The organism is Ectopseudomonas toyotomiensis (assembly GCF_900115695.1).
Classification (GTDB): Bacteria; Pseudomonadota; Gammaproteobacteria; order Pseudomonadales; family Pseudomonadaceae; genus Aquipseudomonas; species Aquipseudomonas toyotomiensis.
In genome coordinates this window covers 572,795-596,300 of record NZ_FOXK01000002.1, presented here as the reverse complement: position 1 = coordinate 596,300, position 23,506 = coordinate 572,795, and the positions used below count along the sequence as shown (strand labels likewise).

Annotated in this window: 18 protein-coding genes; 14 read left to right on the top strand and 4 right to left on the bottom strand. The window is 63.4% G+C overall.

The window, feature by feature from the left end; translation table 11 throughout:
• The first annotated feature begins 5 nt into the window (after positions 1-5).
• Positions 6-461 (top strand): DUF2214 family protein, encoded by a 456-nt coding sequence (locus tag BM186_RS05985; protein ID WP_074913871.1) that lies wholly within the window; start codon positions 6-8, stop codon positions 459-461.
• A gap of 158 nt (positions 462-619) precedes the next feature.
• Here BM186_RS05985 and speA read toward each other — a convergent pair whose 3' ends face one another.
• From speA to BM186_RS05965, 4 genes are all read right to left on the bottom strand, one after another.
• On the bottom strand, positions 620-2,533 hold the full coding sequence (gene speA / locus BM186_RS05980; protein WP_074913870.1) for an arginine decarboxylase: 1,914 nt from the start codon (positions 2,531-2,533) through the stop codon (positions 620-622).
• 121 nt (positions 2,534-2,654) lie between these two features.
• On the bottom strand, positions 2,655-3,026 hold the full coding sequence (locus BM186_RS05975; RefSeq protein WP_072423191.1) for a translation initiation factor Sui1: 372 nt from the start codon (positions 3,024-3,026) through the stop codon (positions 2,655-2,657).
• 405 nt (positions 3,027-3,431) lie between these two features.
• On the bottom strand, positions 3,432-3,968 hold the full coding sequence (locus BM186_RS05970; RefSeq protein WP_072423192.1) for an NUDIX hydrolase: 537 nt from the start codon (positions 3,966-3,968) through the stop codon (positions 3,432-3,434).
• Positions 3,968-5,029, bottom strand: a complete 1,062-nt coding sequence (locus BM186_RS05965) for a DUF2333 family protein (protein WP_074913869.1) — start codon at positions 5,027-5,029, stop codon at positions 3,968-3,970. Before BM186_RS05965 ends, BM186_RS05970 begins: the two co-directional genes overlap by 1 nt.
• 257 nt (positions 5,030-5,286) lie before the next feature.
• On the opposite strand from BM186_RS05965, the gene BM186_RS05960 reads away from it, so the two are divergent.
• From BM186_RS05960 to BM186_RS05900, 13 genes are all read left to right on the top strand, one after another.
• Positions 5,287-6,900: a response regulator gene (locus BM186_RS05960; RefSeq protein ID WP_074913868.1), complete on the top strand. Its 1,614-nt coding sequence runs from the start codon at positions 5,287-5,289 to the stop codon at positions 6,898-6,900.
• Between the two features lie 96 nt (positions 6,901-6,996).
• A complete protein-coding gene (locus BM186_RS05955; protein ID WP_074913867.1) occupies positions 6,997-8,961 on the top strand; it encodes a methyl-accepting chemotaxis protein in 1,965 nt (654 codons plus the stop codon).
• 168 nt (positions 8,962-9,129) lie between these two features.
• A complete protein-coding gene (dsbD, locus tag BM186_RS05950; protein ID WP_074913866.1) occupies positions 9,130-10,917 on the top strand; it encodes a protein-disulfide reductase DsbD in 1,788 nt (595 codons plus the stop codon).
• 168 nt (positions 10,918-11,085) lie between these two features.
• The gene (gene aroQ, locus BM186_RS05945; protein ID WP_074913865.1) at positions 11,086-11,532 is read left to right on the top strand and encodes a type II 3-dehydroquinate dehydratase; all 447 of its coding nucleotides are present in this window, start codon (positions 11,086-11,088) and stop codon (positions 11,530-11,532) included.
• A gap of 50 nt (positions 11,533-11,582) precedes the next feature.
• Positions 11,583-12,044 (top strand): acetyl-CoA carboxylase biotin carboxyl carrier protein, encoded by a 462-nt coding sequence (gene accB, locus BM186_RS05940; RefSeq protein WP_074913864.1) that lies wholly within the window; start codon positions 11,583-11,585, stop codon positions 12,042-12,044.
• Between the two features lie 17 nt (positions 12,045-12,061).
• Positions 12,062-13,417 carry an acetyl-CoA carboxylase biotin carboxylase subunit gene (accC, locus tag BM186_RS05935; protein WP_074913863.1) on the top strand — a complete coding sequence of 452 codons (1,356 nt, stop codon included), beginning with the start codon at positions 12,062-12,064 and terminating at the stop codon, positions 13,415-13,417.
• Positions 13,418-13,664: 247 nt separating this feature from the next.
• Positions 13,665-14,543: a 50S ribosomal protein L11 methyltransferase gene (prmA, locus tag BM186_RS05930; RefSeq protein ID WP_074913862.1), complete on the top strand. Its 879-nt coding sequence runs from the start codon at positions 13,665-13,667 to the stop codon at positions 14,541-14,543.
• A 53-nt stretch (positions 14,544-14,596) separates the two neighbouring features.
• Entirely contained in the window at positions 14,597-15,874 is a 1,278-nt protein-coding gene (locus BM186_RS05925; RefSeq protein WP_074913861.1) for a DUF3426 domain-containing protein, read from the top strand.
• Between the two features lie 229 nt (positions 15,875-16,103).
• Positions 16,104-17,102 (top strand): tRNA dihydrouridine synthase DusB, encoded by a 999-nt coding sequence (dusB, locus tag BM186_RS05920; protein WP_072423199.1) that lies wholly within the window; start codon positions 16,104-16,106, stop codon positions 17,100-17,102.
• The gene (gene fis / locus BM186_RS05915; RefSeq protein ID WP_026088753.1) at positions 17,099-17,419 is read left to right on the top strand and encodes a DNA-binding transcriptional regulator Fis; all 321 of its coding nucleotides are present in this window, start codon (positions 17,099-17,101) and stop codon (positions 17,417-17,419) included. Before dusB ends, fis begins: the two co-directional genes overlap by 4 nt.
• Before the next feature lie 74 nt (positions 17,420-17,493).
• Positions 17,494-19,101 (top strand): bifunctional phosphoribosylaminoimidazolecarboxamide formyltransferase/IMP cyclohydrolase, encoded by a 1,608-nt coding sequence (purH, locus tag BM186_RS05910; protein ID WP_072423200.1) that lies wholly within the window; start codon positions 17,494-17,496, stop codon positions 19,099-19,101.
• Between the two features lie 198 nt (positions 19,102-19,299).
• Positions 19,300-20,589, top strand: coding sequence for a phosphoribosylamine--glycine ligase (purD, locus tag BM186_RS05905; protein ID WP_072423201.1), 1,290 nt, complete (start codon positions 19,300-19,302; stop codon positions 20,587-20,589).
• Between the two features lie 129 nt (positions 20,590-20,718).
• On the top strand, positions 20,719-23,505 hold the full coding sequence (locus tag BM186_RS05900) for a hybrid sensor histidine kinase/response regulator (RefSeq protein WP_072423202.1): 2,787 nt from the start codon (positions 20,719-20,721) through the stop codon (positions 23,503-23,505).
• Position 23,506 lies beyond the last annotated feature (1 nt).

The following is a 23,506-nucleotide window of genomic DNA, read 5'->3' as shown; positions in this document are numbered from 1 at the left end:
CAATCATGGCTGCCGCGTTCGTCGCTTACCTGCACTACCTGTCGATCTTCGCCCTGTTCGCCCTGCTCAGCATCGAGCACGTGCTGTTCAAGGCGCCGCTGGATCTGTCCCGTGCGCGCAGCCTGATGATCACCGACCTGGTCTACGGCATCTGTGCCGGTCTGGTGCTGGCCACCGGTGTCGCCCGCGTGCTGTGGTTCGGCAAGGGCGCCGCCTACTACATGGGTAACAGCCTGTTGCATGCGAAGTTAGGGCTGTTCATCCTGGTCGGCCTGCTGTCGATCCTGCCCACGGTGGTGTTCATCAAATGGCGCAAAACCGTTAAGGCAGGCCAGGTGCCCACTCCGAGCGCTCGGCAGGTACGCCTGGTGACCTGGAGCATCCACATCGAACTGCTGCTGTTGCTGGTGATACCACTGCTGGCGACGCTGATGGCGCGTGGCTACGGGATGATCGGCTGAATCTTCGGCTCGGTGCGCACGGCGCACCCTACAGTAGGGTGTGCCGCGCGCACCAAGGGCCTCAGGAAGCACCGTAGCCCGGATGCTATCCGGGAACGATGCCCGACGTTGCGCCACCCCCGGGTTGCATCCGGGCTATCGAAGTTGCCGCTGACGGCTTACGAAGCCAGGTAGGACGAGCGGGTCAGCCCCAGACGCAAGGCATCGAGGAACTGCGTACGTTCACGGGCGCTGATCTTGGCGCTGGCCACCTTGTCGCGGTAGTGGGTCATCAGCTCTTCCGGCGACAGGTGCACATAGCGCAGCATGTCCTCGATGGTGTCGTGGGTCTCGATGCCGGCGTGCACCACGCTGCCATCGGCGCCCTGGTAGATGTTCACCGAGTCGGTATCGCCGAACAGGTTGTGCATGTCGCCAAGGATTTCCTGATAGGCGCCGACCAGGAAGATGCCCAGCACATAGTCCTCACCCTCGCGAATCTCGTGCACCGGCAGGCTGGTCTCGATCGACTGCTCGTCGACGTACTGACGGATCTTGCCGTCGGAGTCGCAGGTCAGGTCCTGCAGTACGGCGCGGCGCAGCGGCTCTTCGTCCAGGCGTGACAGCGGCAGGATCGGCAGAATCTGGCCGATGGCCCAGGTGTCCGGCAGGCTCTGGAATACCGAGAAGTTGCAGATGTACTTGTCGGCCAGCTTGTCGTTGAGTTCGTCCAGCACCGCACGGTGCGAACGCTGACGCGCCTTGAGCTGGTTGTGCAGACGACGGCAGATGGCGAAGTAGCACTGCTCGGCCAGGGCCTTCTGCGCCAGGCTCAGCTTGCCGGCCGAATACTGCGCTGCCACTTCCTCGATGTAGTGGGTGGCGCGCCAGTAGGTTTCGGCGACCATTTCCGGGTCGCTGTCTTCCAGCAGCTCGATCAGCACTTGCAGCACTTCCGGCTGTTCGGCGCCGGCATCGATCTCCGGCACCTTGTCGTTGTGCCGCTCGACGTCGGTGACCTGCACCAGCAGCACGGCATGGTGCGCGGTCATCGCCCGGCCACTCTCGGAGAAGATGTGCGGATGGGGGATTTCCTGGCGGTCGCAGAACTCCTTGAGCATGTCGACCACGGCATCGGCGTAGTCCTGCATGTCGTAGTTGATCGAGCTGGCGTTACGCGAGTGAGTACCGTCGTAGTCCACGCCGAGGCCACCGCCGACGTCGATGTGATCGACCGGCAGGCCCATGGCGCGCAGCTCACCGTAATAGCGGATGGCCTCGCGGAAGCCCTTGCGGTAGTCGGCAATGTTGGCGATCTGCGAACCCATGTGAAAGTGCAGCAGGCGGATGCCCTGATCCAGCCCGGCAGCGCGGAAGCGCTCGACCACCTGCAGGATCTGCGCGGCGGACAGACCGAACTTGGACTTCTCGCCACCGGTGTCGGCCCACTTGGAAGATGCCAGCGAGGACAGGCGCACGCGCAGGCCGATCTGCGGCGCAACCTTGAGGTCAGCGGCCTCCTCGATCACCAGGGCGACTTCCGACTCTTTCTCGATGACGATAAACACGTTGTGGCCGAGCTTCTGCCCCATCAGCGCCAGGCGGATGAACTCGCGGTCCTTGTAGCCGTTGCAGACGATGGTGCCGCCCTTCGGCGCCAGTGCCAGCACGGCCAGCAGCTCGGGCTTGGAGCCGGCCTCGAGGCCGATGGAGACGTTCTGCGTGGCGATGATGTTCTCGATCACCGCTTCCTGCTGGTTGACCTTGATCGGGTACAGCGCGGTGTAACGGCTCTGGTATTCCAGGCGCTCGATACTGGCATCGAAGGCACCGGTCAGGCGGCGCACGCGATCTTGCAGAATGTCCGGGAAACGCACCAGCAGCGGCAGCGACAGGCCGCTCTGACGCAGCTCGTCGACCTGCTGATAAAGATCGATGGGCTGGCTGTCCGGCCCATTGGGACGCACTTCGATACGTCCGGCATCGTTGATCGAAAAGTAACCGGCGCCCCAATGGCGAATGCCATAGACACTACGGCTATCGGCTACCGTCCATTGGCTGCCGTCGTCTTTGCGGGTGCGTCGTGCGGACATCGGGTTCTCCCATGAGAAAAGCCTGACCTTGCTGGCGGCCAGTTTAGAAATTATGAAAGCAAGATGACATTTGCTCGGCGGTTGACCGCACGAGCATCGTCGAAGTTTAGAAAAGGACTTATCAGCCGCCGGACTTCTTCGCGGTAAATCCGCGTTTGCTCAGCTCGGCCAACAACAGCTCGACGTGATCACCCTGAATCTCGATCACCCCGTCCTTGAGTGCGCCACCGGTGCCGCAGCGTTTCTTCAAGGCGCTGGCCAGCTCCTTGAGCGGCTCCTCGGCCAGCGGCACGCCGCTGACGGTGGTGACGGTCTTGCCACCACGACCCTTGGTCTCACGGCGCACACGGGCAATACCGTCGCCATCGGGAATGCGTGTCTGTTTGCAGATGCAGGCATCCACCGCCTGGTTGCAATCCGGGCAATGGCGACCGCCATCGGTGGAATAGACGAGACCGCTCAGGGCGGCAAATGAAGAGGCTTTCTTGACCACCGGCTTGTCCTCGTAGGGGTCAGGATAGCGACTGGCTGAACGGGTTCAGCCGCGAAGCCCCACTCAGGCAGGGGCAGCGCAAGCGGACAGACGTCCGCCGAAAAGGCCGCGCAGTGTAACGGCAAAGGCCAGGCTTGCTAAGACCAAATTTGCGTCATTGTGCGGCACTTTGGCGACGCTGTTCACCATCGCACACGGCGCGCTCGGAATCCGCGACGCCGTAGCGAGCTCGGCCCGTAGGGTGCGCCGTGCGCACCATGGTCCCACATCCGAGTAAAGCCGGTGCGCACAGCGCACCCTACGAGTTCGACGACACACAGGAGGCGAGACAAACACCCTCTCCCGCCCTTCGGGCACCCTCTCCCATAAATGGGAGAGGACATCAGCTAGCCGCAGGCGGCCTGTTTATGGCCTTTTTATGTAGCGCTCCAGCGCCGCCAACGAATCGGGGCAATAGGGCAGACGATGGGTTTCTTCCAGCGCCTGCTCGACGCTGATAAAACGCGCTTCCAGTACTTCTTCCGGCTGCAGCACCAGCGGCGCGTCGGATACCGCCGAATAGGCCATGCACCACAGGCGACTTTCCGGAGCGTCATAGAGAAAGTGCGCATGTTCGACCAGTTCGGCATCGACGATGCCCAGTTCCTCGGCCAACTCTCGCTCGGCTGAGAGGCGGTAGTCCTCGCCCTCAAGCACCATGCCGCCGGCCGCCACGTCCCAGTAACCGGGATACAGCGCCTTGCTCAGGGTGCGCCGATGCACGCACAGCAGACCAGCCGTGTTGAACAGGAGAATGTAGGTACCGCGCCCGATCAGCCGGCGCTCGCGCATCTCGGCCCGGGAAACACCACCCAGTGGCCGATCATGCTCGTCGACCCAGGCCACCCGCTCGCGGTCAGAGGCAGCACGATGCGCCGCCTCCGCTGCCGAAATCGCGACCATCACCCCTGACTCAGCAACTGGCGCAGATCGATCAGACCCGCGTTGGCGCGGGAGATGTAGTTGGCCATCACCAACGAGTGGTTGGCGAGAACGCCGTAGCCACTGCCGTTGAGGATCATCGGGCTCCACAGGGTGGCCTGCGCGGCCTCCAGCTCACGAATGATCTGGCGCACACTGACGGTGGCGTTCTTTTTCGCCAGCACGTCGGCGAAGTCCACCTCGATGGCGCGCAGCAGATGAGCCAGCGCCCAGGCCTGGCCGCGAGCCTCGTAGAACACGTTGTCGATTTGCAGCCAGGGCGTCTCGTAAACGCCGCCTTCACCAATCAGCCCGGACTCTTCGGCATCGTTGCCGACCTGTAGTTTCTCATTCAGGCGCACCTGACCCACGCTGGCGGACAGGCGCTGGGACAGCGAGCCAAGACGTGTGCCGGCATCACCCAGCCAGTTGTTGAGGTTGTCGGCACGGGCATAGAACTGCGCGTTTCTCTGCGCCGGGTCGGCCAGACGAGCGAGGTAGCGGTCCAGCGACTTGATGCCCTCGCGGTACTCGGACTCGGACGCCGGTAACGCCCAGCTCTTGTTGTCGAAGTGAAAACGCGGCTCGGCCTTGGCCAGGTCCGGGTCCTCGGTGGACTGCGACTGCGAACGGGCGAAGTCCTTGCGCAACGCACGCGAAAAGTCGCGTACCTGCACCAACACGCCGTATTCCCAGCTCGGCATGTTGTCCAGCCAAAGGCCGGGCGGCGCGAGATCGTTGGACAGATAACCACCTGGCTTGTCGAGCAGCGTGCTGGCGACCTGCTTGAGGGTTTCCACCGAGGTGTAGCCGGTGACCATCTGCCGTTGCGCCTGCTGCGCCGAATTCTGCGCATGCTGCTGGACCTGGAAGGCAGACGGTTCCTGACTCCAGTACCAACCGACCACCAGGGCGATCAGCAGATAGACACCGATCAGACTGCCTAGAGCGCGAGCGATCAGGCTGCCGCCAGTGCGACTGCCCCCTGAGGTCTTGGCGGCGTCGTCTGGCGAGTTCGTCGCGCGATTCTTCCAATCCAGCATGGCAGTGTCCTTTTCAAACGAATTCGAGTGTTCGACCACAACCCGACCAACGGGTTGCGACCTGCTACGCACTATAAGGCAAGCCCACAGCAAAACGCAGGGCAGAGGGGCAAACTTACCGCTGGTAAGGGAAAACTACATTTCTGTCGCTTATTCGACAGAAATACCGACGCCAATTGATCGACGGCAATGTCAGCGCTTCCAGCAAGTGATAGCATCAAGCCACCACTGACTTAACCATCTATAGAAGTCGGCCCATGACCGAGCACCCGGATCCCAGTCGAGATCGCCTCAAGCACCATTTCGCCCAGCGCGTGATTCACCAGGCACGCCAGGTGCTGGAAGTCTGGCAGCGCCTGCAACGCAGCGAATGGAACGATGCCGGCATGGCTGAGCTGACCGAGGCCAACCTGCGACTGCTGCGTTACGCCGAGCGCTTCGAGCAGATCGAGCACGCGCAGCTGGCGCAAAGCATTGGCCTCAGCCTCGATGAAGTGGTGGAAAATCGCGGCCGCCTCAACAGCACGTTGATCGCCCGTCTCAATCAGGCCATGCAGCGCTTGTCGAGAACCGGTCTGCGGCATAGCGATGCCTTCGAACAGACCTTCCTGCCACCACTGCGCAAACCGGTGTACCTGGCCTTGCAGGATGCTCAGCGTGCCGAGCGTCTGGCCCAGCAACTGGATTTCTTCGGCCTGGCCGCGCAGGCCCTAGGTGATGAGCTCGCCTTCCGCGCCGCCATCAGCGAGCGCCACCCGGCGGCCATCGTCATGGACGTCGACTTCGCCGGTGCCGGCCTGGAACTTGCCAACTCGGTACAAGAGGGTCTGGAGCAGAAGATTCCGCTGCTGTTCTTCAGCCACTGCGATACCGACACGCCAACGCGCCTGGCCGCCGTGCGCGCCGGCGGGCAGGAGTTCTTTACCGGTTCGCTGGATGCCTCCAGCCTGCTCGAACGTATCGAGGTACTGACCCACGTCTCGCAGTACGACCCGTACAAGGTGCTGATCGTCGACGACTCAAAGGCCCAGGCGACCCATACCGAGCGCGTGCTCAACAGCGCCGGCATCCTCACCCACACTCTGACCGAGCCGATCCAGGCGATGGACGCGCTGGCCGAATTCCAGCCGGACCTGATAATCCTCGATATGTACATGCCCGAGTGCAACGGCACCGAGCTGGCCAAGGTGATCCGCCATAACGATCGTTATGTCAGCGTACCGATCATCTATCTGTCGGCCGAGGACGACCTGGACAAGCAGCTCGACGCCATGAGCGAGGGCGGCGACGACTTCCTCACCAAGCCGATCAAACCACGCCACCTGATCGCCACCGTGCGCAACCGCGCGGCCCGTGCGCGCAACCTCAAGGCGCGCATGGTGCGCGACAGCCTGACCGGTCTGTACAACCACACCCATACCCTGCAACTGCTCGATGACGCCTGCTTTCGCGCACGCCGCGAAGAGCAGCCGCTGGCCTTCGCCATGCTCGACATCGACCACTTCAAGAAGGTCAACGACACCTATGGTCACCCCATGGGCGACAGGGTGATCAAGAGCCTGGCGCTGTTCCTCAAGCAGCGCCTGCGCAAGACCGACTACATCGGCCGCTACGGTGGTGAAGAGTTCGCCGTGGTGCTCCCGGATACCGACGAGCAATCGGCGCTCAAGGTACTGGAGGAGATTCGCCAGCGCTTCGCCGAGATTCACTACCCGGCCCAGCCGCAGGACCTGTCCTGCACCTTCAGTTGCGGCATCGCCATGCTGCAACCGGGCCTGGATGGCAATGCCCTGTCCAAGCGTGCCGACGAGGCGCTGTACAAGGCCAAGCACGGTGGTCGTAACCGGGTGGAGCTGTACAGCAGCGAATGACTCGCTGCAGAACGTGACGCAGCTCACGGCGTCATCAGCCTGTAACCAAACCGCAATAAGCTCGCGGGCATCGTTCAGTCGTCGATCGAGCCCGTCATGCGCCTCAAGCTGCTCACCAACCTAAACACCCTGCTGCTGGTCACCGTCTGCGTCGCGCTGGCGGCGACGCTCTGGTGGTCGCAGCGCGCGTTGCAGCAACCGGTGCAACTGATGGAGCGCTACCTGACGCTGTCCCAGCAGTTCCAGCGCGAGGTGGCCGACAACATTCAGGCCTATCTGGCCAGTGGCAACGCGGTGCAACACAGCAGTGCGACCCAGGCCATCGACGCCTTCGACGAATCCCTCGAACAACTGCCGCAACAATTGACCACCGAGCTGCGCTCAAGCCTTGAGCAACTGCGCGACTTCAGCGCCAATCAGCTGCTGGCGGCCGGCAAACTGGCCGGTGACCCGCAGGGACTGCTGTTGCAGGCCGAACGCGAGATGCTCGCCGCGCTGGAACAACTGACCCAGTACGTCGCAGATGCCAGCAGCCCAGCCGCTGGTGACTACCGCAAACCGCTGCAGGAAGCCGGTTCGCGCCTGCTGAGGCTGGCCCACGCCCGTGAACGCTTCACCAGCCAGGGTCGTAGTGAGCTGCTCGGCGACGTCGAACGCGAACTCAAGGCTCTTGCTCAGCAGGCAGAGGCGCTGGATAAGTTGCCGCTACTCGGCGTGCAACAGGCCGACAGCTCTGCCAGCGTTGGTTTCGCTGCACTGCTAGGCCTGGATGAAACACAGCAGGAGCAACAGACGCAGGATCGTGGCATCGAACTGAAACGCGAACTGGGCACCCTGGTACGCCGCTACCCCAGCGAACTGCAGCGCACCCGCGAGCTGGTCGAGCAACGTCAGCAACTGGCCGTGACCACCACCGAACGCGTGACGCAGGTACAACAGGCACTGGCGGCGCTGGAGCCCCTGGTAAAAGGCGAATACGCGCGCATTCAGGGTGAGGTCCGGCTGATTCAAGGCCTGATGATCGGCCTGATCCTGCTGATCGCCCTGCTCATCGACCGCATCCAGCGGCGCCTGTCACAGGTACTCGAGCGCCTGGTACCGGCGCTGTCGCAGTGGGCAAAAGGTGATTTCGCGACGCCGATCAGCATCAATTCCCGCACCCGCGAGCTGCGCGATATCGAAGATTCGCTCAATCACCTGCGCCGCTATCTGGTGGAGCTGGTCGCCAGCATCCGCGGCCACGCCGAGCATGTCGCCGGCTCCAGCCGTACCCTGGCCGACCTCAGTGGCGGCCTGCACGGCGGAGCCGAACGCCAGGCCGGCGATACCGCCCTGATCCGCGACGCGTTGAGCGAGCTGGAAGCGACCATCGGCCAGGTTGCCCAGGACGCCAGCCAGACCGCCGACGCCAGCCGCGACGCCGACCGCGCCCTGGTCCAGGGCCAGCAGGTCATCGGCCAGAGTCTGGAAGGGCTGCACGCCCTGGTCTCCGAGGTGCAGGACAACGCCCAGGCCATCGAACGCCTGGCCGACGAGACCGCCACCATCGGCAGCGTGCTTACGGTGATTCGCGGCATCGCCGAACAGACCAACCTGCTCGCCCTCAACGCCGCCATCGAGGCTGCACGCGCCGGCGAGGCCGGCCGCGGGTTCGCCGTAGTCGCCGACGAAGTGCGCTCACTATCGCAGCGCACCGGCAGCGCCACGGCAGAGATCCAGGATGTCATCGGCCGCCTGCAACAGGCTGCGCACCAGTCGGTACAGGCCATGCGGGCGCAGGTCGAACATGCCGAAGCTACCGCGGGCAAGGCCGAAGCGGCCGATGGTGCGCTGGACGAGATCGTCAGCGCCATCCGCACCATCGCCAGCATGGCCGAGCGTATCGCCGAGGCCACCGCGCAGCAGAGCGATGCGGTCAGCGAGATTCGCGAACACGGCGAACGCATCCACCAACTGGGCGACGACAACCTCGGCCTGATCGCCAACGGACGCAGCGAGAGTGAACGCCTGCTGCACCTGGGTGGCCAGTTGCACAGCGCCGTACAGGCGTTTCGCGTCTAAGCGCCTGCGACACGGCAGCGCAGGCTTGATCTGCACGGGAACTCGACAAGGCCGGCCTTCTCCAAGGTTCCGCTCATCCCCGGCAATCGACGCCCCGGCGCGGCGACGACGATACGGGTGGGCGCTTTCCGGTATCATGCCGCCACCTTTCGCCGAGATATTCGCCCGATGTCACTGCGTCGACTGCTGCTTCCCCTGCTTCTGCTCTGCCTGAGCCTGCCCGCCAGCGCCAACCTGTTCGACCAGCGCCCTGCTGCCTCGCCGATTGGCGCCCCCCTGAACAACAGCAGCGATTTTCTGCCGGTGCGTGAAGCCTTCAAGCTGAGCCTGGTGAGCAGCGATGCACAGGCAGTGACGCTGCGCTTCGTCGCGGCCGAGGGTTATTACCTCTATCGCCATCGTTTCAATTTCAGCGTCGAACCGGCGGACCTGGTGCTCGGCGACACCGAATTGCCAGCAGGCGAGGCCAAGCACGATGAATTCTTCGGCGATGTCGAGGTGTACTACGGCGTGCTGGATATCCGCGTGCCACTGGACAACCCGGATAACCGCCCGCTACGCCTGCTGGTCGGCTATCAGGGCTGCGCCGACAAGGGCCTGTGCTATCCGCCGGAAACCGAATATATCGAGATCGGTGATATGCCTGCCGCCACCAGCAATGATGTGGCGCCTGTCGCGACAGGCTGGAACTGGAAAGAGCTGGCGCTGTTCTTCCTCGGCGGTCTGGCGTTGACCTTCACCCCCTGCGTGCTGCCGATGCTGCCGATCCTCTCCGGCGTAGTACTGCGCGGCCAGTTGGGTGGCCTGCGCAGCCTGACGCTGTCACTGGCTTATGTCCTGCCGATGGCCGCCTGCTTCGCCATTCTCGGCACGCTGATGGGGTTGTTCGGCGCGGGCCTCAATCTGCAGGCTCGCCTGCAATCGGCTTGGGTATTGGTGCCTTTCGCCGCCTTCTTCGCCTTCTTCGCGCTGGCCATGTTCGGCCTGTTCGAGCTGCGCCTGCCTCGTTTCATCAGTGAACCGCTGGATCGCCTGGCAGGCAAAACCCATGGCGGCTCGCATCTTAATGCAGCCCTGCTCGGCGTGCTGTCCAGCCTGCTGGTCAGCCCCTGCGTCTCGGCGCCGCTGGCCGGTGCACTGCTTTATATCAGTGCCAGTGGCGATGCCTTGGGCGGTGGCCTGAAGCTGCTCGCGCTCGGCCTCGGTATGGGTACGCCGCTGGTGCTGTTCGCCGTTGGCGGTGGTGCGCTGCTGCCGAAAACCGGTACCTGGATGGTCAGCGTACGCAATGCCTTCGGCGTGCTGCTGCTGGCCGTTTCGGTCTGGCTGCTCGAGCGCGTGCTGCCGGGCAGTCTGAGCCTGGCCCTGTGGGGCCTGCTGGCGGGTGGCGTGGCAGTATTCCTCGGCGCGCTGGAGTTCGGCCCCAAGACGCATCGACAGAAGCTCGGCCAGATCGCCGGCCTGGCGTTGCTGGTCTATGCCCTGGCAGCCTGGGTCGGTGCCCTACAGGGTGCGAGCGATCCGCTCAAGCCACTCGGCCAACTGCAGGCTGGTGCCAGCCAGAGCAGCGCCAAGAGCGGTGCCTGGCAAACCCTGAGCAGCCCCGCCGAATTGGACGCCGCACTGGCCGCGGCCAAATCCGCCGGTCAGCCGCTGCTGCTGGACTGGTACGCCGACTGGTGCATCAGTTGCAAGGTCATCGAGCGCGAAGTATTCGGCAATGCCGAAGTCGGCAGCAAGCTCGCTGACTGGCGCCTGATCCGCTTCGATATCACCGAAAGCAACGCCGCCCAGCGCGCCCTGCTGGACCGTTACAAGTTGTTCGGCCCGCCTGCCATCCAGTTGTTCACCGGCAATGGTGACGAACTGCTCGATCTGCGTGTCGTAGGTGAAGTCGATGCCGCCACCTTCGCTGGCCGCCTGGATCAGGCCAGCAGCCGCCTGGCAGGTCGTTGAGCGCTGTCGACGCGATCATCGCCCGCACGTTGCAAATGTCCTGGCAACGACCAAAACCAACGCTATAGTCATATTTCTGCCGTAAACAGCAGGCATCGTGTCGACTATTGCTGACATCGCGCAGCTGCGGCATAGTCCTGCGCAGCCTGAACAACAAGGAACGCGACCATGGCCACCCTACTGGTGCTGCACGGCCCCAATCTGAATCTGCTGGGTACCCGCGAGCCCGACAAATACGGTGCCACCACCCTCGCCGAGATCAATCAGGATCTGGAACGCCGCGCACGCGAGGCGGGCCATCATCTGCTGTACCTGCAAAGCAATGCCGAGTACGAACTGATCGACCGCATTCACGCCGCAAAGGGTGAAGGTGTCGACTTCATCCTGATCAATCCTGCCGCTTTTACCCATACAAGCGTCGCATTACGTGACGCATTGCTGGCAGTGAGCATCCCATTCATCGAAGTGCACCTGTCCAACGTGCACAAGCGTGAACCTTTCCGCCATCACTCCTACTTTTCCGACGTTGCTGTAGGGGTGATCTGCGGCCTTGGTGCCAGCGGTTATCGGCTGGCCCTGGAAGCGGCACTCGAACAACTGACCAGGCGCGCCTGACGCGTAGCCTGGTAGACAAGTCCTACCTCACCTCTGGGAGTTGACCATTCATGGATATCCGTAAAGTCAAGAAACTGATCGAGCTGCTGGAAGAGTCCGGTATCGACGAGCTGGAGATCAAAGAGGGCGAAGAGTCCGTACGCATCAGCCGTCACAGCAAACAACCGGCCTATGCCCCACAGCCGATGTACGCACCGGCACCGGCTCCGATCGCAGCGCCTGTCGCAGCAGCCGCTCCGGGCGCTGAAGCCGCCCCGGCCGCCGCACCGAAACTGAACGGCACCGTGGCGCGTTCGCCGATGGTCGGCACGTTCTATCGCGCCGCCTCGCCGACCTCGGGCAACTTCGTCGAAGTCGGTCAGACCGTGAAGAAAGGCGACATCCTCTGCATCGTCGAAGCGATGAAGATGATGAACCACATCGAAGCCGAAGCCAGCGGTGTGATCGAATCCATCCTGGTGGAAAACGGCCAGCCGGTTGAGTACGACCAACCCCTGTTCACCATCGTTTGATGCACGGGGAGCCTGCAATGCAGAAGCTGGAAAAAGTCCTTATCGCCAACCGTGGCGAAATCGCGCTGCGTATCCTGCGCGCCTGCAAAGAGCTGGGTATCAAGACGGTTGCCGTGCACTCCACTGCCGACCGCGAACTGATGCACCTGGGCCTGGCCGACGAGTCCGTCTGCATTGGTCCGGCAGCCGGCGCTCAGTCTTACCTGAACATCCCGGCCATCATCAGCGCAGCTGAACTGACCGGTGCCACGGGCATCCACCCGGGCTACGGCTTCCTCGCCGAGAACGCCGACTTCGCCGAACAGGTGGAGAACTCCGGTTTTGCCTTCATTGGCCCGAAAGCCGACACCATCCGCCTGATGGGCGACAAGGTATCGGCCAAGGAAGCCATGATCAAAACTGGCGTCCCGGTGGTTCCCGGTTCCGACGGCCCGCTGCCGGAAGACGAGGAAGAAGCTCTGCGCATCGCCCGTGAAGTGGGCTACCCGGTGATCATCAAGGCCGCTGGCGGCGGCGGTGGTCGCGGCATGCGCGTGGTGCACAAGGAAGAAGACCTGATCAAATCGGCCAAGCTGACCCGCACCGAAGCCGGTGCTGCGTTCGGCAATCCGATGGTCTATCTGGAAAAGTTCCTCGGCAACCCGCGCCACGTCGAAGTCCAGGTGCTGTCCGACGGCCAGGGCAACGCGATTCACCTGTACGACCGTGACTGCTCGCTGCAGCGCCGTCACCAGAAAGTGATCGAAGAGGCTCCGGCTCCGCTGATCGACGAGAAGGCCCGCGCCGAAGTGCTCAAGCGCTGCGTCGATGCCTGCGTCGAGATCGGCTACCGTGGCGCCGGCACCTTCGAGTTCCTCTATGAAGACGGTCGTTTCTACTTCATCGAGATGAACACCCGTGTTCAGGTAGAGCACCCGGTCACCGAGATGGTCACGGGTATCGACATCGTCAAGGAGATGCTCAGCATCGCTGCTGGCAACAAGCTGTCGATCAAGCAGGAAGACGTGAAGATCCTCGGTCACTCGGTCGAGTGCCGGATCAACGCCGAAGACCCGGACAACTTCATGCCCAGCCCCGGCAAGGTCAAGCATTTCCATGCTCCGGGCGGCAATGGCGTGCGCGTCGATTCGCACCTGTACAGCGGCTACAGCGTTCCACCGCACTACGACTCGCTGATCGGCAAGCTGATCACCTTCGGCAAGGACCGTGACGAGGCCATGGCCCGTATGCGCAATGCCCTGGACGAGATCGTGGTCGACGGCATCAAGACCAACGTGCCACTGCACCGCGACCTGACCCGCGACAAGGGTTTCGTCAAAGGTGGCGTGAACATCCATTACCTGGAAAAGAAACTGGGTATGGACAAGCACTGAGTCCATGACCTGCTGCGCGTCGGCGGCCCTGCGTTAAAAGTGACCGAGGAATGCTCATTTACAACAGTAAACTCCGCTTCCTCAGTCACTTTTGCCTTGTTCCGCTCTAGCTCGCGAGGCCATGACTGAAATGCTCAACAGGGGCTGCCTTCGGGCGGCCCCTGTCGTTTCAGCGGTCGAACTGGCAAGCCGCCCGCCCCTTCAAGTAAGCTGCGCGGCCAAACGCGCGCCCTTCATGAGGTTTTCCATGCCCTGGTTACAAGTCCGTCTCGCCATCACTCCTGAGCAGGCAGAAACCTACGAGGATGCCCTGCTGGAAGTCGGCGCCGTATCGGTAACCTTCATGGACGCCGAAGATCAGCCGATCTTCGAGCCGGATCTGGGCACCACGCCGCTGTGGTCGAACACCCACCTGCTGGCCCTGTTCGAGGCCGACACTGACGAGACCGCACTGCTCGCCCACCTGCAACTGCTGTGTGGCGGCGCGCTGCCGGAGCATCATGTCGAGCGCATCGAGGATCAGGACTGGGAACGCAGCTGGATGGATGGTTTCCAGCCCATGCGTTTCGGTCAGCGCCTATGGATCGTGCCAAGCTGGCATGCCGCGCCGCAGCCGGACGCGGTCAATCTGCTGCTCGATCCGGGCCTGGCCTTCGGCACCGGCACGCATCCGACCACCGCACTGTGCCTGGAATGGCTCGATAGCCAGAGTCTGGACAACTGCAGCGTGCTCGACTTCGGTTGCGGCTCGGGCATCCTGGCGATCGCCGCCCTGTTGCTAGGCGCGCCGCAGGCAGCGGGCACCGATATCGACCCGCAGGCGCTGGAAGCCTCGCGCGACAATGCTTCGCGCAACGGCATCGATCCAGCGCGCTTCCCGGTGTATCTGCCTGCCGATCTGCCACAGCAGCCTGCCGACGTGGTCGTCGCCAACATCCTCGCCGGCCCGCTGGTTTCCCTGGCACCTCAGATCACTGCGCTGGTCAAAGGCGGTGGGCGCCTGGCGCTGTCGGGTATCCTCGCCGAACAGGCCGAGGAAGTCCGCGCCGCCTACGCAAGCGCCTTCGACCTCGACCCAACGGCCGTCAAGGACGGCTGGGTGCGCATCAGCGGCGTCAAGCGCTGAACCGCGCGCAGTCGTTGCGATAGACTAGCTGCTTGGATTTTCCGGACCCGCGCATGAGCGAAAGCCACGTCACCCAGTGCCCCAATTGCCGTACCAGCTTCCGCGTCAGCCAGGCGCAGCTGGCTGCTGCCCATGGCGCAGTACGCTGCGGTGCCTGCCTGCACGTGTTCAATGCTGCCGAACAACTGTTCGGCCCGCGTGCCGCCGCACCTGCGCCAGCGGCAGCCAAAACGGTGAGCGCTCCGACCACAGCCCAGCCCGACACACGCACCAAGCCGCCAGCGAGCAAGCCCGCCGACGATACCCTGTGGATTCATGACGACCTCGACCTGGACAGCCTCAACCTCGATGAGGAACTGGCCAGACTGGAGGAGCAGGAACAGCAGCTGTCGCAGCAGTTCCTCGCACTGGAACAGGCGCCGCGCTACGCCGAGAATTTCGGCAACCGCGCGACGGACGAACCCGACGACGTGCATGACGAAGCCTGGGCCGAGGCCCTACTGCGTGACGAGCCGGTGCAGCGCGAGCGCGACAGCTTCGAACTGCAACCGACTGAAGAGCAGCCTGAACCGATCACTGCACCTGAACCCAAAGCAGCCATTGAGTTCGTCTCGCCCCCCACACCCCGCAAGCAGCAGCCCATCGCCGATGACCGCGACGAAGCCGTTGAGCCGCGCCTGGGTGATCTCGATGACGAGCAGACCGAACCGGAGCACCAGGACGAAGACCTGCGCACGGCACCTGAAGAACCCAAGATGGTGCGCAACGAGCCGGGGCTGCGCGAGGAACGTCTGTTCGAACTGGACGACGAACCCCTGCAACTCGACTGGCGCCAGCCACAGGGCACATCATGGGGCCGCCTGTTTGGCTGGGGCTTGCTCAATCTGCTGGCGGCTGGCGGCCTGCTGGCACAATACGCTGCCTACAACTTCGATGAGCTGGCACGCCAGGACCGCTATCGCCCCTGGTTCGAACAACTGTGCCCGAACATCGGCTGCACCCTGCCCTCGAAAGTCGACATCAGCCAGATTCGCAGCAGCAACCTGGTGGTACGTAGCCACCCGGAGTTCTCCGGCGCACTGATCGTCGACGCCATCCTCTACAACCGTGCCTCCTTCGCCCAGCCCTTCCCGCTGCTGGAGATGCGCTTCGCCGACCTGGGCGGACAACTGGTCGCCAGTCGTCGCTTCAAACCCAGCGAGTACCTGGCCGGCGAGCTGGCCGGACAGAGCGAGATGCCACCGCAGACGCCCATACACATCTCCCTGGACATCCTTGATCCGGGCACCCGCGCGGTGAACTACAGCCTGAGCTTCCACTCGCCCGAGTAGTCTGAAGACGGCGCGACCCGTGGTCGCAGGCCTTCCTTCTAACTCCTGGCGATAAGCCCATAGCTGTTCAGAATTTGTTCAAAACGACCTTTATCCGGTCATCCAGAGCGGGTATCATGCCCACCCTTTCGCGAGCACCGACCCACCGCAGTTTCCCCTGAGGACACAGTGGAGGGCAGGTGTTGATCGCCCTTTGTCTCAACTGCGCACCAACAAGCAGGGACGCCCCATGTCGGCCCCACGTATTGGCCCTTACACATTGCCCAATCGGTTGATCCTGGCTCCCATGGCCGGCGTCACCGATCGCCCGTTCCGCCAGCTGTGCCGCCGTCTCGGTGCCGGCCTGGTGGTGTCGGAGATGGTCACCAGCGATGTGCGCCTGTGGAATAGCCGCAAGTCCAGCCTGCGTTTGCTGCACGCCGGTGATCCCGAGCCGCGCTCGGTACAGATCGCCGGTGGCGACCCGCAGATGATGGCCGACGCAGCACGCAAGAACGTCGAGTTAGGCGCGCAGATCATCGACATCAACATGGGCTGCCCAGCCAAGAAGGTCTGCAACAAGGCCGCCGGCTCCGCCCTGCTGCGTGACGAGCCGCTGGTACGGGAAATCCTCGCTGCCGTGGTCGGTGCGGTGGACGTGCCGGTGACCCTGAAGATTCGTACCGGCTGGGACCGCCAGAACAAGAACGGCATTACCGTAGCGAAAATCGCCGAAGATGCCGGCATTGCTGCACTGTCCGTACACGGCCGCACCCGCGCCGACCTTTATACCGGCGAAGCCGAGTACGACACCATCGCCGCCATCAAGCAGGCGATATCGATTCCGGTGTTCGCCAATGGCGACATCGACTCTCCACAGAAGGCCAAGGCCGTGCTCGACGCCACTGGCGCCGACGCCCTGCTGATTGGTCGCGCCGCCCAAGGGCGGCCATGGATCTTCCGTGAAATCGAGCACTACCTGCGTACCGGCGAAACCCTGCCGGCACCGAGCCTGCTCGAAGTGGAACGCATTCTGCTAGAGCACCTGGCTGCACTGCACGCCTTCTATGGCGAATTGATGGGCACGCGTATCGCCCGCAAGCATGTCGGCTGGTATCTGGCAACCCTGCCGGGCGCCAGGGAGTTTCGCGCCCAGTTCAACCGTCTGGACAGTACGGACGCACAGTGCGCCCACGTTCGCGCGTTCTTCCGCGAACGGCACAACGATGGAAACGAGGTGGCCGCATGACGTTGATGACAGAGACCCTAGTGAGTGGAATTGCACCCGTGAGTGACAACACCAGCCTTAAACAGCACCTGAACACGCCGAGCGAAGAGGGCCAGACCCTGCGCGGCGCCGTGGAGAAGGCGCTGCACAATTACTTCGCCCACCTCGAGGGCGCGGACGTCACCGACGTGTACAACCTGGTGCTCACCGAAGTCGAAGCGCCGCTGCTGGAAACCGTCATGAATTATGTGAAAGGTAACCAGACCAAGGCCTCCGAACTGCTCGGCCTGAACCGCGGTACGCTGCGCAAGAAGCTCAAGCAGTACGACCTGCTGTAACCCTGAACTCCCGAAAAGGGCGGCCCGCATGAGCCGCCTTTTTTGCTGATATCCCCGCTCTGATGGATAGTGAAATGACCGACCAGACCACCCTTCTGCCCGTCCGCCGCGCGCTGATCAGCGTTTCCGACAAGACCGGTGTCCTCGAATTCGCTCGCGAACTGGCCGCCCTCGGTGTCGAGATTCTCTCCACCGGCGGTACCTACAAGCTGCTCAAGGACAACGGCGTAGCCGCAGTGGAAGTGGCTGACTACACCGGCTTCCCGGAAATGATGGACGGCCGCGTGAAGACCCTGCACCCGAAGATCCACGGCGGCATTCTCGGCCGTCGTGCGCTGGACGGCGCGGTAATGGACGAGCACGGCATCAAGCCGATCGACCTGGTCGCGGTCAACCTCTATCCCTTCGAAGCCACCGTGGCCAAGCCTGATTGCGACCTGGCCGACGCCATCGAGAACATCGACATCGGCGGCCCGACCATGGTCCGCAGCGCGGCGAAGAACCACAAGGACGTCGCCATCGTGGTCAATACCGGCGACTACGCCGGCATCGTCGCCTCCCTCAAGGCCGGCGGCCTGAGCTACGCCCAGCGTTTCGACCTGGCGCTGAAGGCCTTCGAACATACCGCTGCCTACGACGGCATGATCGCCAACTACCTGGGCACCATCGACCAGGCGGCGGGCACCCTGTCCACCGAAGGCCGTGGCGCCTTCCCGCGCACCTTCAACAGCCAGTTCGTCAAGGCGCAGGAAATGCGCTACGGCGAGAACCCGCACCAGAGCGCAGCCTTCTACGTCGAAGCGAAGAAAGGCGAAGCCAGCGTTTCTACCGCCGTGCAGCTGCAAGGCAAGGAACTGTCGTTCAACAACGTGGCCGACACCGACGCCGCGCTGGAATGCGTGAAGAGCTTCGTCAAGCCGGCCTGCGTCATCGTCAAACACGCCAACCCCTGCGGCGTGGCCGTGGTACCGGAAGACGAAGGCGGCATCCGCAAGGCCTACGACCTGGCCTACGCCACTGACACCGAGTCGGCGTTCGGCGGCATCATCGCCTTCAACCGCGAGCTGGATGGCGAAACCGCCAAGGCCATCGTCGAGCGTCAGTTCGTCGAAGTGATCATCGCCCCGAAAATCAGCGCCGCCGCCCGTGAAGTGGTGGCCGCCAAGGCCAACGTGCGCCTGCTCGAATGCGGCGAGTGGCCGGCCGAGCGTGCTGCGGGTTGGGACTTCAAACGCGTCAATGGTGGTCTGCTGGTGCAGAGCCGCGACATCGGCATGATCGCAGCTTCCGACCTGAAGATCGTCACCCAACGTGCGCCGAGCGAGCAGGAAATCCACGACCTGATCTTCGCCTGGAAAGTGGCCAAGTTCGTCAAATCCAACGCCATCGTCTACGCCAAGAACCGTCAGACCGTGGGTGTCGGTGCCGGCCAGATGAGCCGCGTCAACTCCGCCCGTATCGCCGCGATCAAGGCCGAGCACGCTGGCCTGCCCGTACCGGGCGCCGTGATGGCTTCGGACGCCTTCTTCCCGTTTCGCGACGGCATCGACAACGCCGCCAAGGCCGGTATCACTGCGGTGATCCAGCCGGGTGGTTCGATGCGCGACAACGAGGTGATCGCGGCGGCCGACGAAGCCGGCATTGCCATGGTGTTTACCGGCATGCGCCACTTCAGGCACTAAAATCGGCCGCACTGAAACCGGCATCTGCGTTGTTGCCCCAGGTTCCGCCAATGCTCATTGCCAGTCGGCAACTGCGCTTGTCGAAACCTGGGGACCTAGCATCTACCGGCTTCATCGCGACCTCGGAATTCGTAGGGTGGATAACGCTTTTCTTATCCACCAACCGGGCCAACAGCCCGCCTCCACAAGGAGACAGACATGAACGTACTGATCATCGGCAGCGGCGGTCGTGAACACGCCCTGGCCTGGAAAGTGGCGCAGGACAAACGCGTCGAGAAGGTCTTCGTCGCCCCGGGCAACGCCGGCACTGCGGTGGAAGCCAAGTGTGAGAATGTCGCCATCGACGTGCTGGCCATCGAGCAGCTCGCCGACTTCGCCGAGAAGAACGTGCAACTGACCATCGTCGGCCCGGAAGCGCCGCTGGTCAAAGGCGTGGTCGATCTGTTCCGCAGCCGCAAACTGGACATCTTCGGCCCCACCGCCGCCGCCGCCCAGCTGGAAGGCTCCAAGGCCTTCACCAAGGATTTCCTGGCGCGTCACAAGATCCCGACTGCCGACTACCAGAACTTCACCGAGATCGAGCCAGCCCTGGCCTACCTGCGCGAGAAAGGCGCCCCGATCGTGATCAAGGCCGACGGCCTGGCCGCAGGCAAGGGCGTGATCGTCGCCATGACCCTGCAGGAGGCCGAAGACGCGGTGCGCGACATGCTCGCTGGTAACGCCTTCGGTGACGCCGGTTCGCGCGTGGTGATCGAAGAGTTCCTCGACGGCGAAGAAGCCAGCTTTATCGTCATGGTCGACGGCGAGAACGTGCTGCCGATGGCCACCAGCCAGGACCACAAGCGCGTCGGCGACGGCGACAGCGGCCCAAATACCGGCGGCATGGGCGCTTACTCGCCAGCCCCGGTAGTCACCGCCGAAGTACATAAGCGCGTGATGGACGAGGTGATCTACCCCACCGTGCGCGGCATGGCCAGCGAAGGCAACGTCTACACCGGCTTCCTCTATGCCGGCCTGATGATCGACAAGGCGGGCAAGCCCAAGGTCATCGAATTCAACTGCCGCTTCGGCGACCCGGAAACCCAGCCGATCATGTGCCGTCTGGAAAGCTCCCTGGTGCTGCTGGTCGAGGCTGCCCTGGCCAAGGCGCTGGACAAGGTCGAGGCGACCTGGGACCCGCGTCCGACCGTCGGCGTGGTGCTGGCCGCCGGTGGCTACCCGGGTGACTACGCCAAGGGCGATGTCATCGAAGGTCTGGATGAAGCCGCCAAGCTCGACGGCAAGGTGTTCCACGCAGGTACCGCACTGAAGGACGGCCAGATCGTCACCGCTGGTGGTCGCGTACTCTGCGCCACCGCCATCGGCGCCAGCGTTGCCGATGCCCAGCAGCAGGCCTACCGCCTGGCCGAGAAGATTCGCTGGAACGGCATGTTCCACCGTAACGACATCGGCTATCGGGCCATCGCCCGCGAGCGCGGCGAGGACTGATAAACAGGGTGCAGCCCGGTAAAAGGCGGCTTTTACCAGCAGAAAGCCTTAAAAATGCCTGGCTGCACCATGTTCCCGCGAGCAGATGCTTGGCTATAATCCGGCCACTCATTTAGAAGGATTTTGCCCGTGCGCCGGCTCAGGATTGCCATCGGACTACTCGCCAGCATGCTGTTTCTCAGCCTTGCGCTGACAGCCAGTGCGAACTCGGTCCCGCCAAGCGCGCACAGCTGGTCCTATATGGTCGACGCCAGCGCCCGCCTGGGCCTCGAAGAAGTCCGCGCCCAGCGCCAGCAATTCAAGCCCCTCAGCAAACAATCCTTTACCTTCCCGCCCAGTGACCACGCCGTCTGGCTCCGTGCCGAATTCGCACCGCAGCAGCAGCCCGCCTGGCTGTGGATATTCTCGCCGCGGGTGCAGTACCTCGATTACTACCTGCTGAGAGATGGCCAGCTGGAGCAGAACCTGCACACCGGCGAGGCCATGCCGCTGGATTCGCGACCGCTGCCGTCGCGCTTCTACCTGATGCCGCTGCCCAATGACGGTCAGGCCCGCGTCGCCTATGTCCGCCTGACCTCCAACCACCCGCTGATGACCTGGTTCAAGGTGATGGATCAGGCCGAACTGGTCAGCCTGGAAAAACCCGCCTACCTCTACGGCATGCTGTTCGGTGCTCTGCTGCTGCTGACCCTGTACAACCTCATCCGCTTCATCTACAGCCGCAGCGCCAGCGGCCTGTGGCTGGCCGGGGTGAACATCGGCCTGGCCGTGTGCTCGTCGGCCAACCTCGGCATTTTCGCCCAGTGGCTACCCAGCCTGGGCTACAACCAGTCATTGATCGCCGACCTCTCCGCGCTGTTCGCTGCCTTCAGCGCCTTGGCCTTCGGCCTGAGTTTCATGCATGGCACCCCCGTGCAGCGCAGCCCGCTCAACCGCCTGCTGCAGGGCAATGCCTTGCTGATCCTGGCCTACGCCCTGTGTATTGCCGTCACCGGATTGTTCTGGTTCAGCTCGCTGGTCTACCTGCTGGTGGCCCTGAGTGCAATCAATCTGCTGCTGGTGAGCAGCCGGCACTGGCGCGCCGGTTATCAGCCGGCACGCCTGATCACCATCGGCATGCTGGTTTTCAACCTGGGCTTCGGCTTCTTCGTGCCGGTGCTGCTCGGCTTCGATCAGCTCAATCCGGGCTGGCTGGTGCTGGGCGTGTTCAGCGTTGCCACCCTGGCCGGCCTGATTCTCAGCGTGTCGCTGACCGAGCGGCAGCGGCAGATCCAGCGCGACACCCTGCAGGAAAGCACCGCCCTGGCCGCCAGCAGCGCCGAGCTGAAGGCCAAGGCCGAGTTCCTGGCCAAGATCAGCCACGAGATCCGCACGCCGATGAATGGCGTGCTGGGCATGACCGAGTTGCTGCTGGGCACGCCACTGTCGGCCAAGCAGCGTGACTACGTGCAGACCATCCACAGTTCGGGCAACGAGCTGCTCACCCTGATCAACGAAATCCTCGACATTTCCAAGCTCGAATCCGGGCAGATCGAGCTGGACGACGTGCAATTCGATCTCGGCGCGCTGATCGAGGACTGCCTTGACATCTTCCGCGCCAAGGCCGAACAACAGCGCGTGGAGCTGATCAGCTTCATCCAGCCGCAGGTACCCCGGGTGATCAGCGGCGATCCGACGCGCCTGCGCCAGGCCCTGCTCAGCCTGCTGGACAATGCCTTCAAGCAGACCGACGAGGGCGAGATCCTGCTGGTCGCCGCACTCGACAGCAGCGACGGCCAGCACCGCCTGCGCATCGCCGTGCAGGACAGCGGCCGACCGCTGCTGCCGGAGGAGCGCGACGCCCTGCTCAACGCCGAACTGCAGAGCCGCGACTTCCTTTCTGCCACCCGCCTGGGCGGGCGTCTCGGCCTGATCATCGCGCGCCAACTGGTACGCCTGATGGGCGGCGAGTTCGGCATCCAGGGCAGCGGCAACCAGGGCACCACCCTGTGGCTGACCCTGCCGCTGGACGCGGCCCGCCTGGAACAGCCGGAAACCGACCTGGACAGTCCGCTACAGGGTGCACGCCTGCTGGTGGTGGACGACAACGACACCTGCCGCAAGGTACTGATGCAGCAGTGCAATGCCTGGGGCATGCAGGTCAGCGCCGTGCCCTCCGGCAAGGAGGCCCTGGCCCTGCTGCGTACCAAGGCACACATGCGCGAATACTTCGACGCGGTGCTGCTCGACCAGGACATGCCCGGCATGACCGGCATGCAGCTGGCCGCCAAGATCAAAGAAGACCCGAGCCTCAATCACGACATTCTGATCATCATGCTCACCGGCATCAGCAACGCGCCGAGCAAGGTGATCGCACGCAACGCCGGGATCAAGCGCATCCTGGCCAAGCCGGTGGCGGGCTACACGCTCAAGACTACCCTGGCCGACGAACTGGCCCAGCGCCCCAACGACACGCCCGCACAGGCCGCGCCGACACCGGTGAGCACGCCGCTGAACGTGCCGACCGACTTCCGCATTCTGGTGGCCGAAGACAACAGCATCTCCACCAAGGTGATTCGCGGCATGCTCGGCAAGCTCAACCTCAAGCCCGACACCGCCAGCAACGGTGAGGAAGCCCTCAGCGCGATGAAGGCGCAGCCCTACGATCTGGTGCTGATGGATTGCGAGATGCCGGTGCTCGATGGTTTCTCTGCCACCGAACAGCTGCGTGCCTGGGAAAAGAGCGAGAAGCGTCCGCGCACGCCGGTGGTGGCGCTGACCGCGCATATCTTGAGCGAACACAAGGAACGCGCGCGCGCCGTGGGCATGGACGGTCACATGTCCAAGCCGGTGGAGCTGTCGCAGCTGCGCGAACTGATCGAACACTGGATCGCCGAGCGCGAGCTGCGCCGCCAGCGTGACGCGCTGCCACACTGAT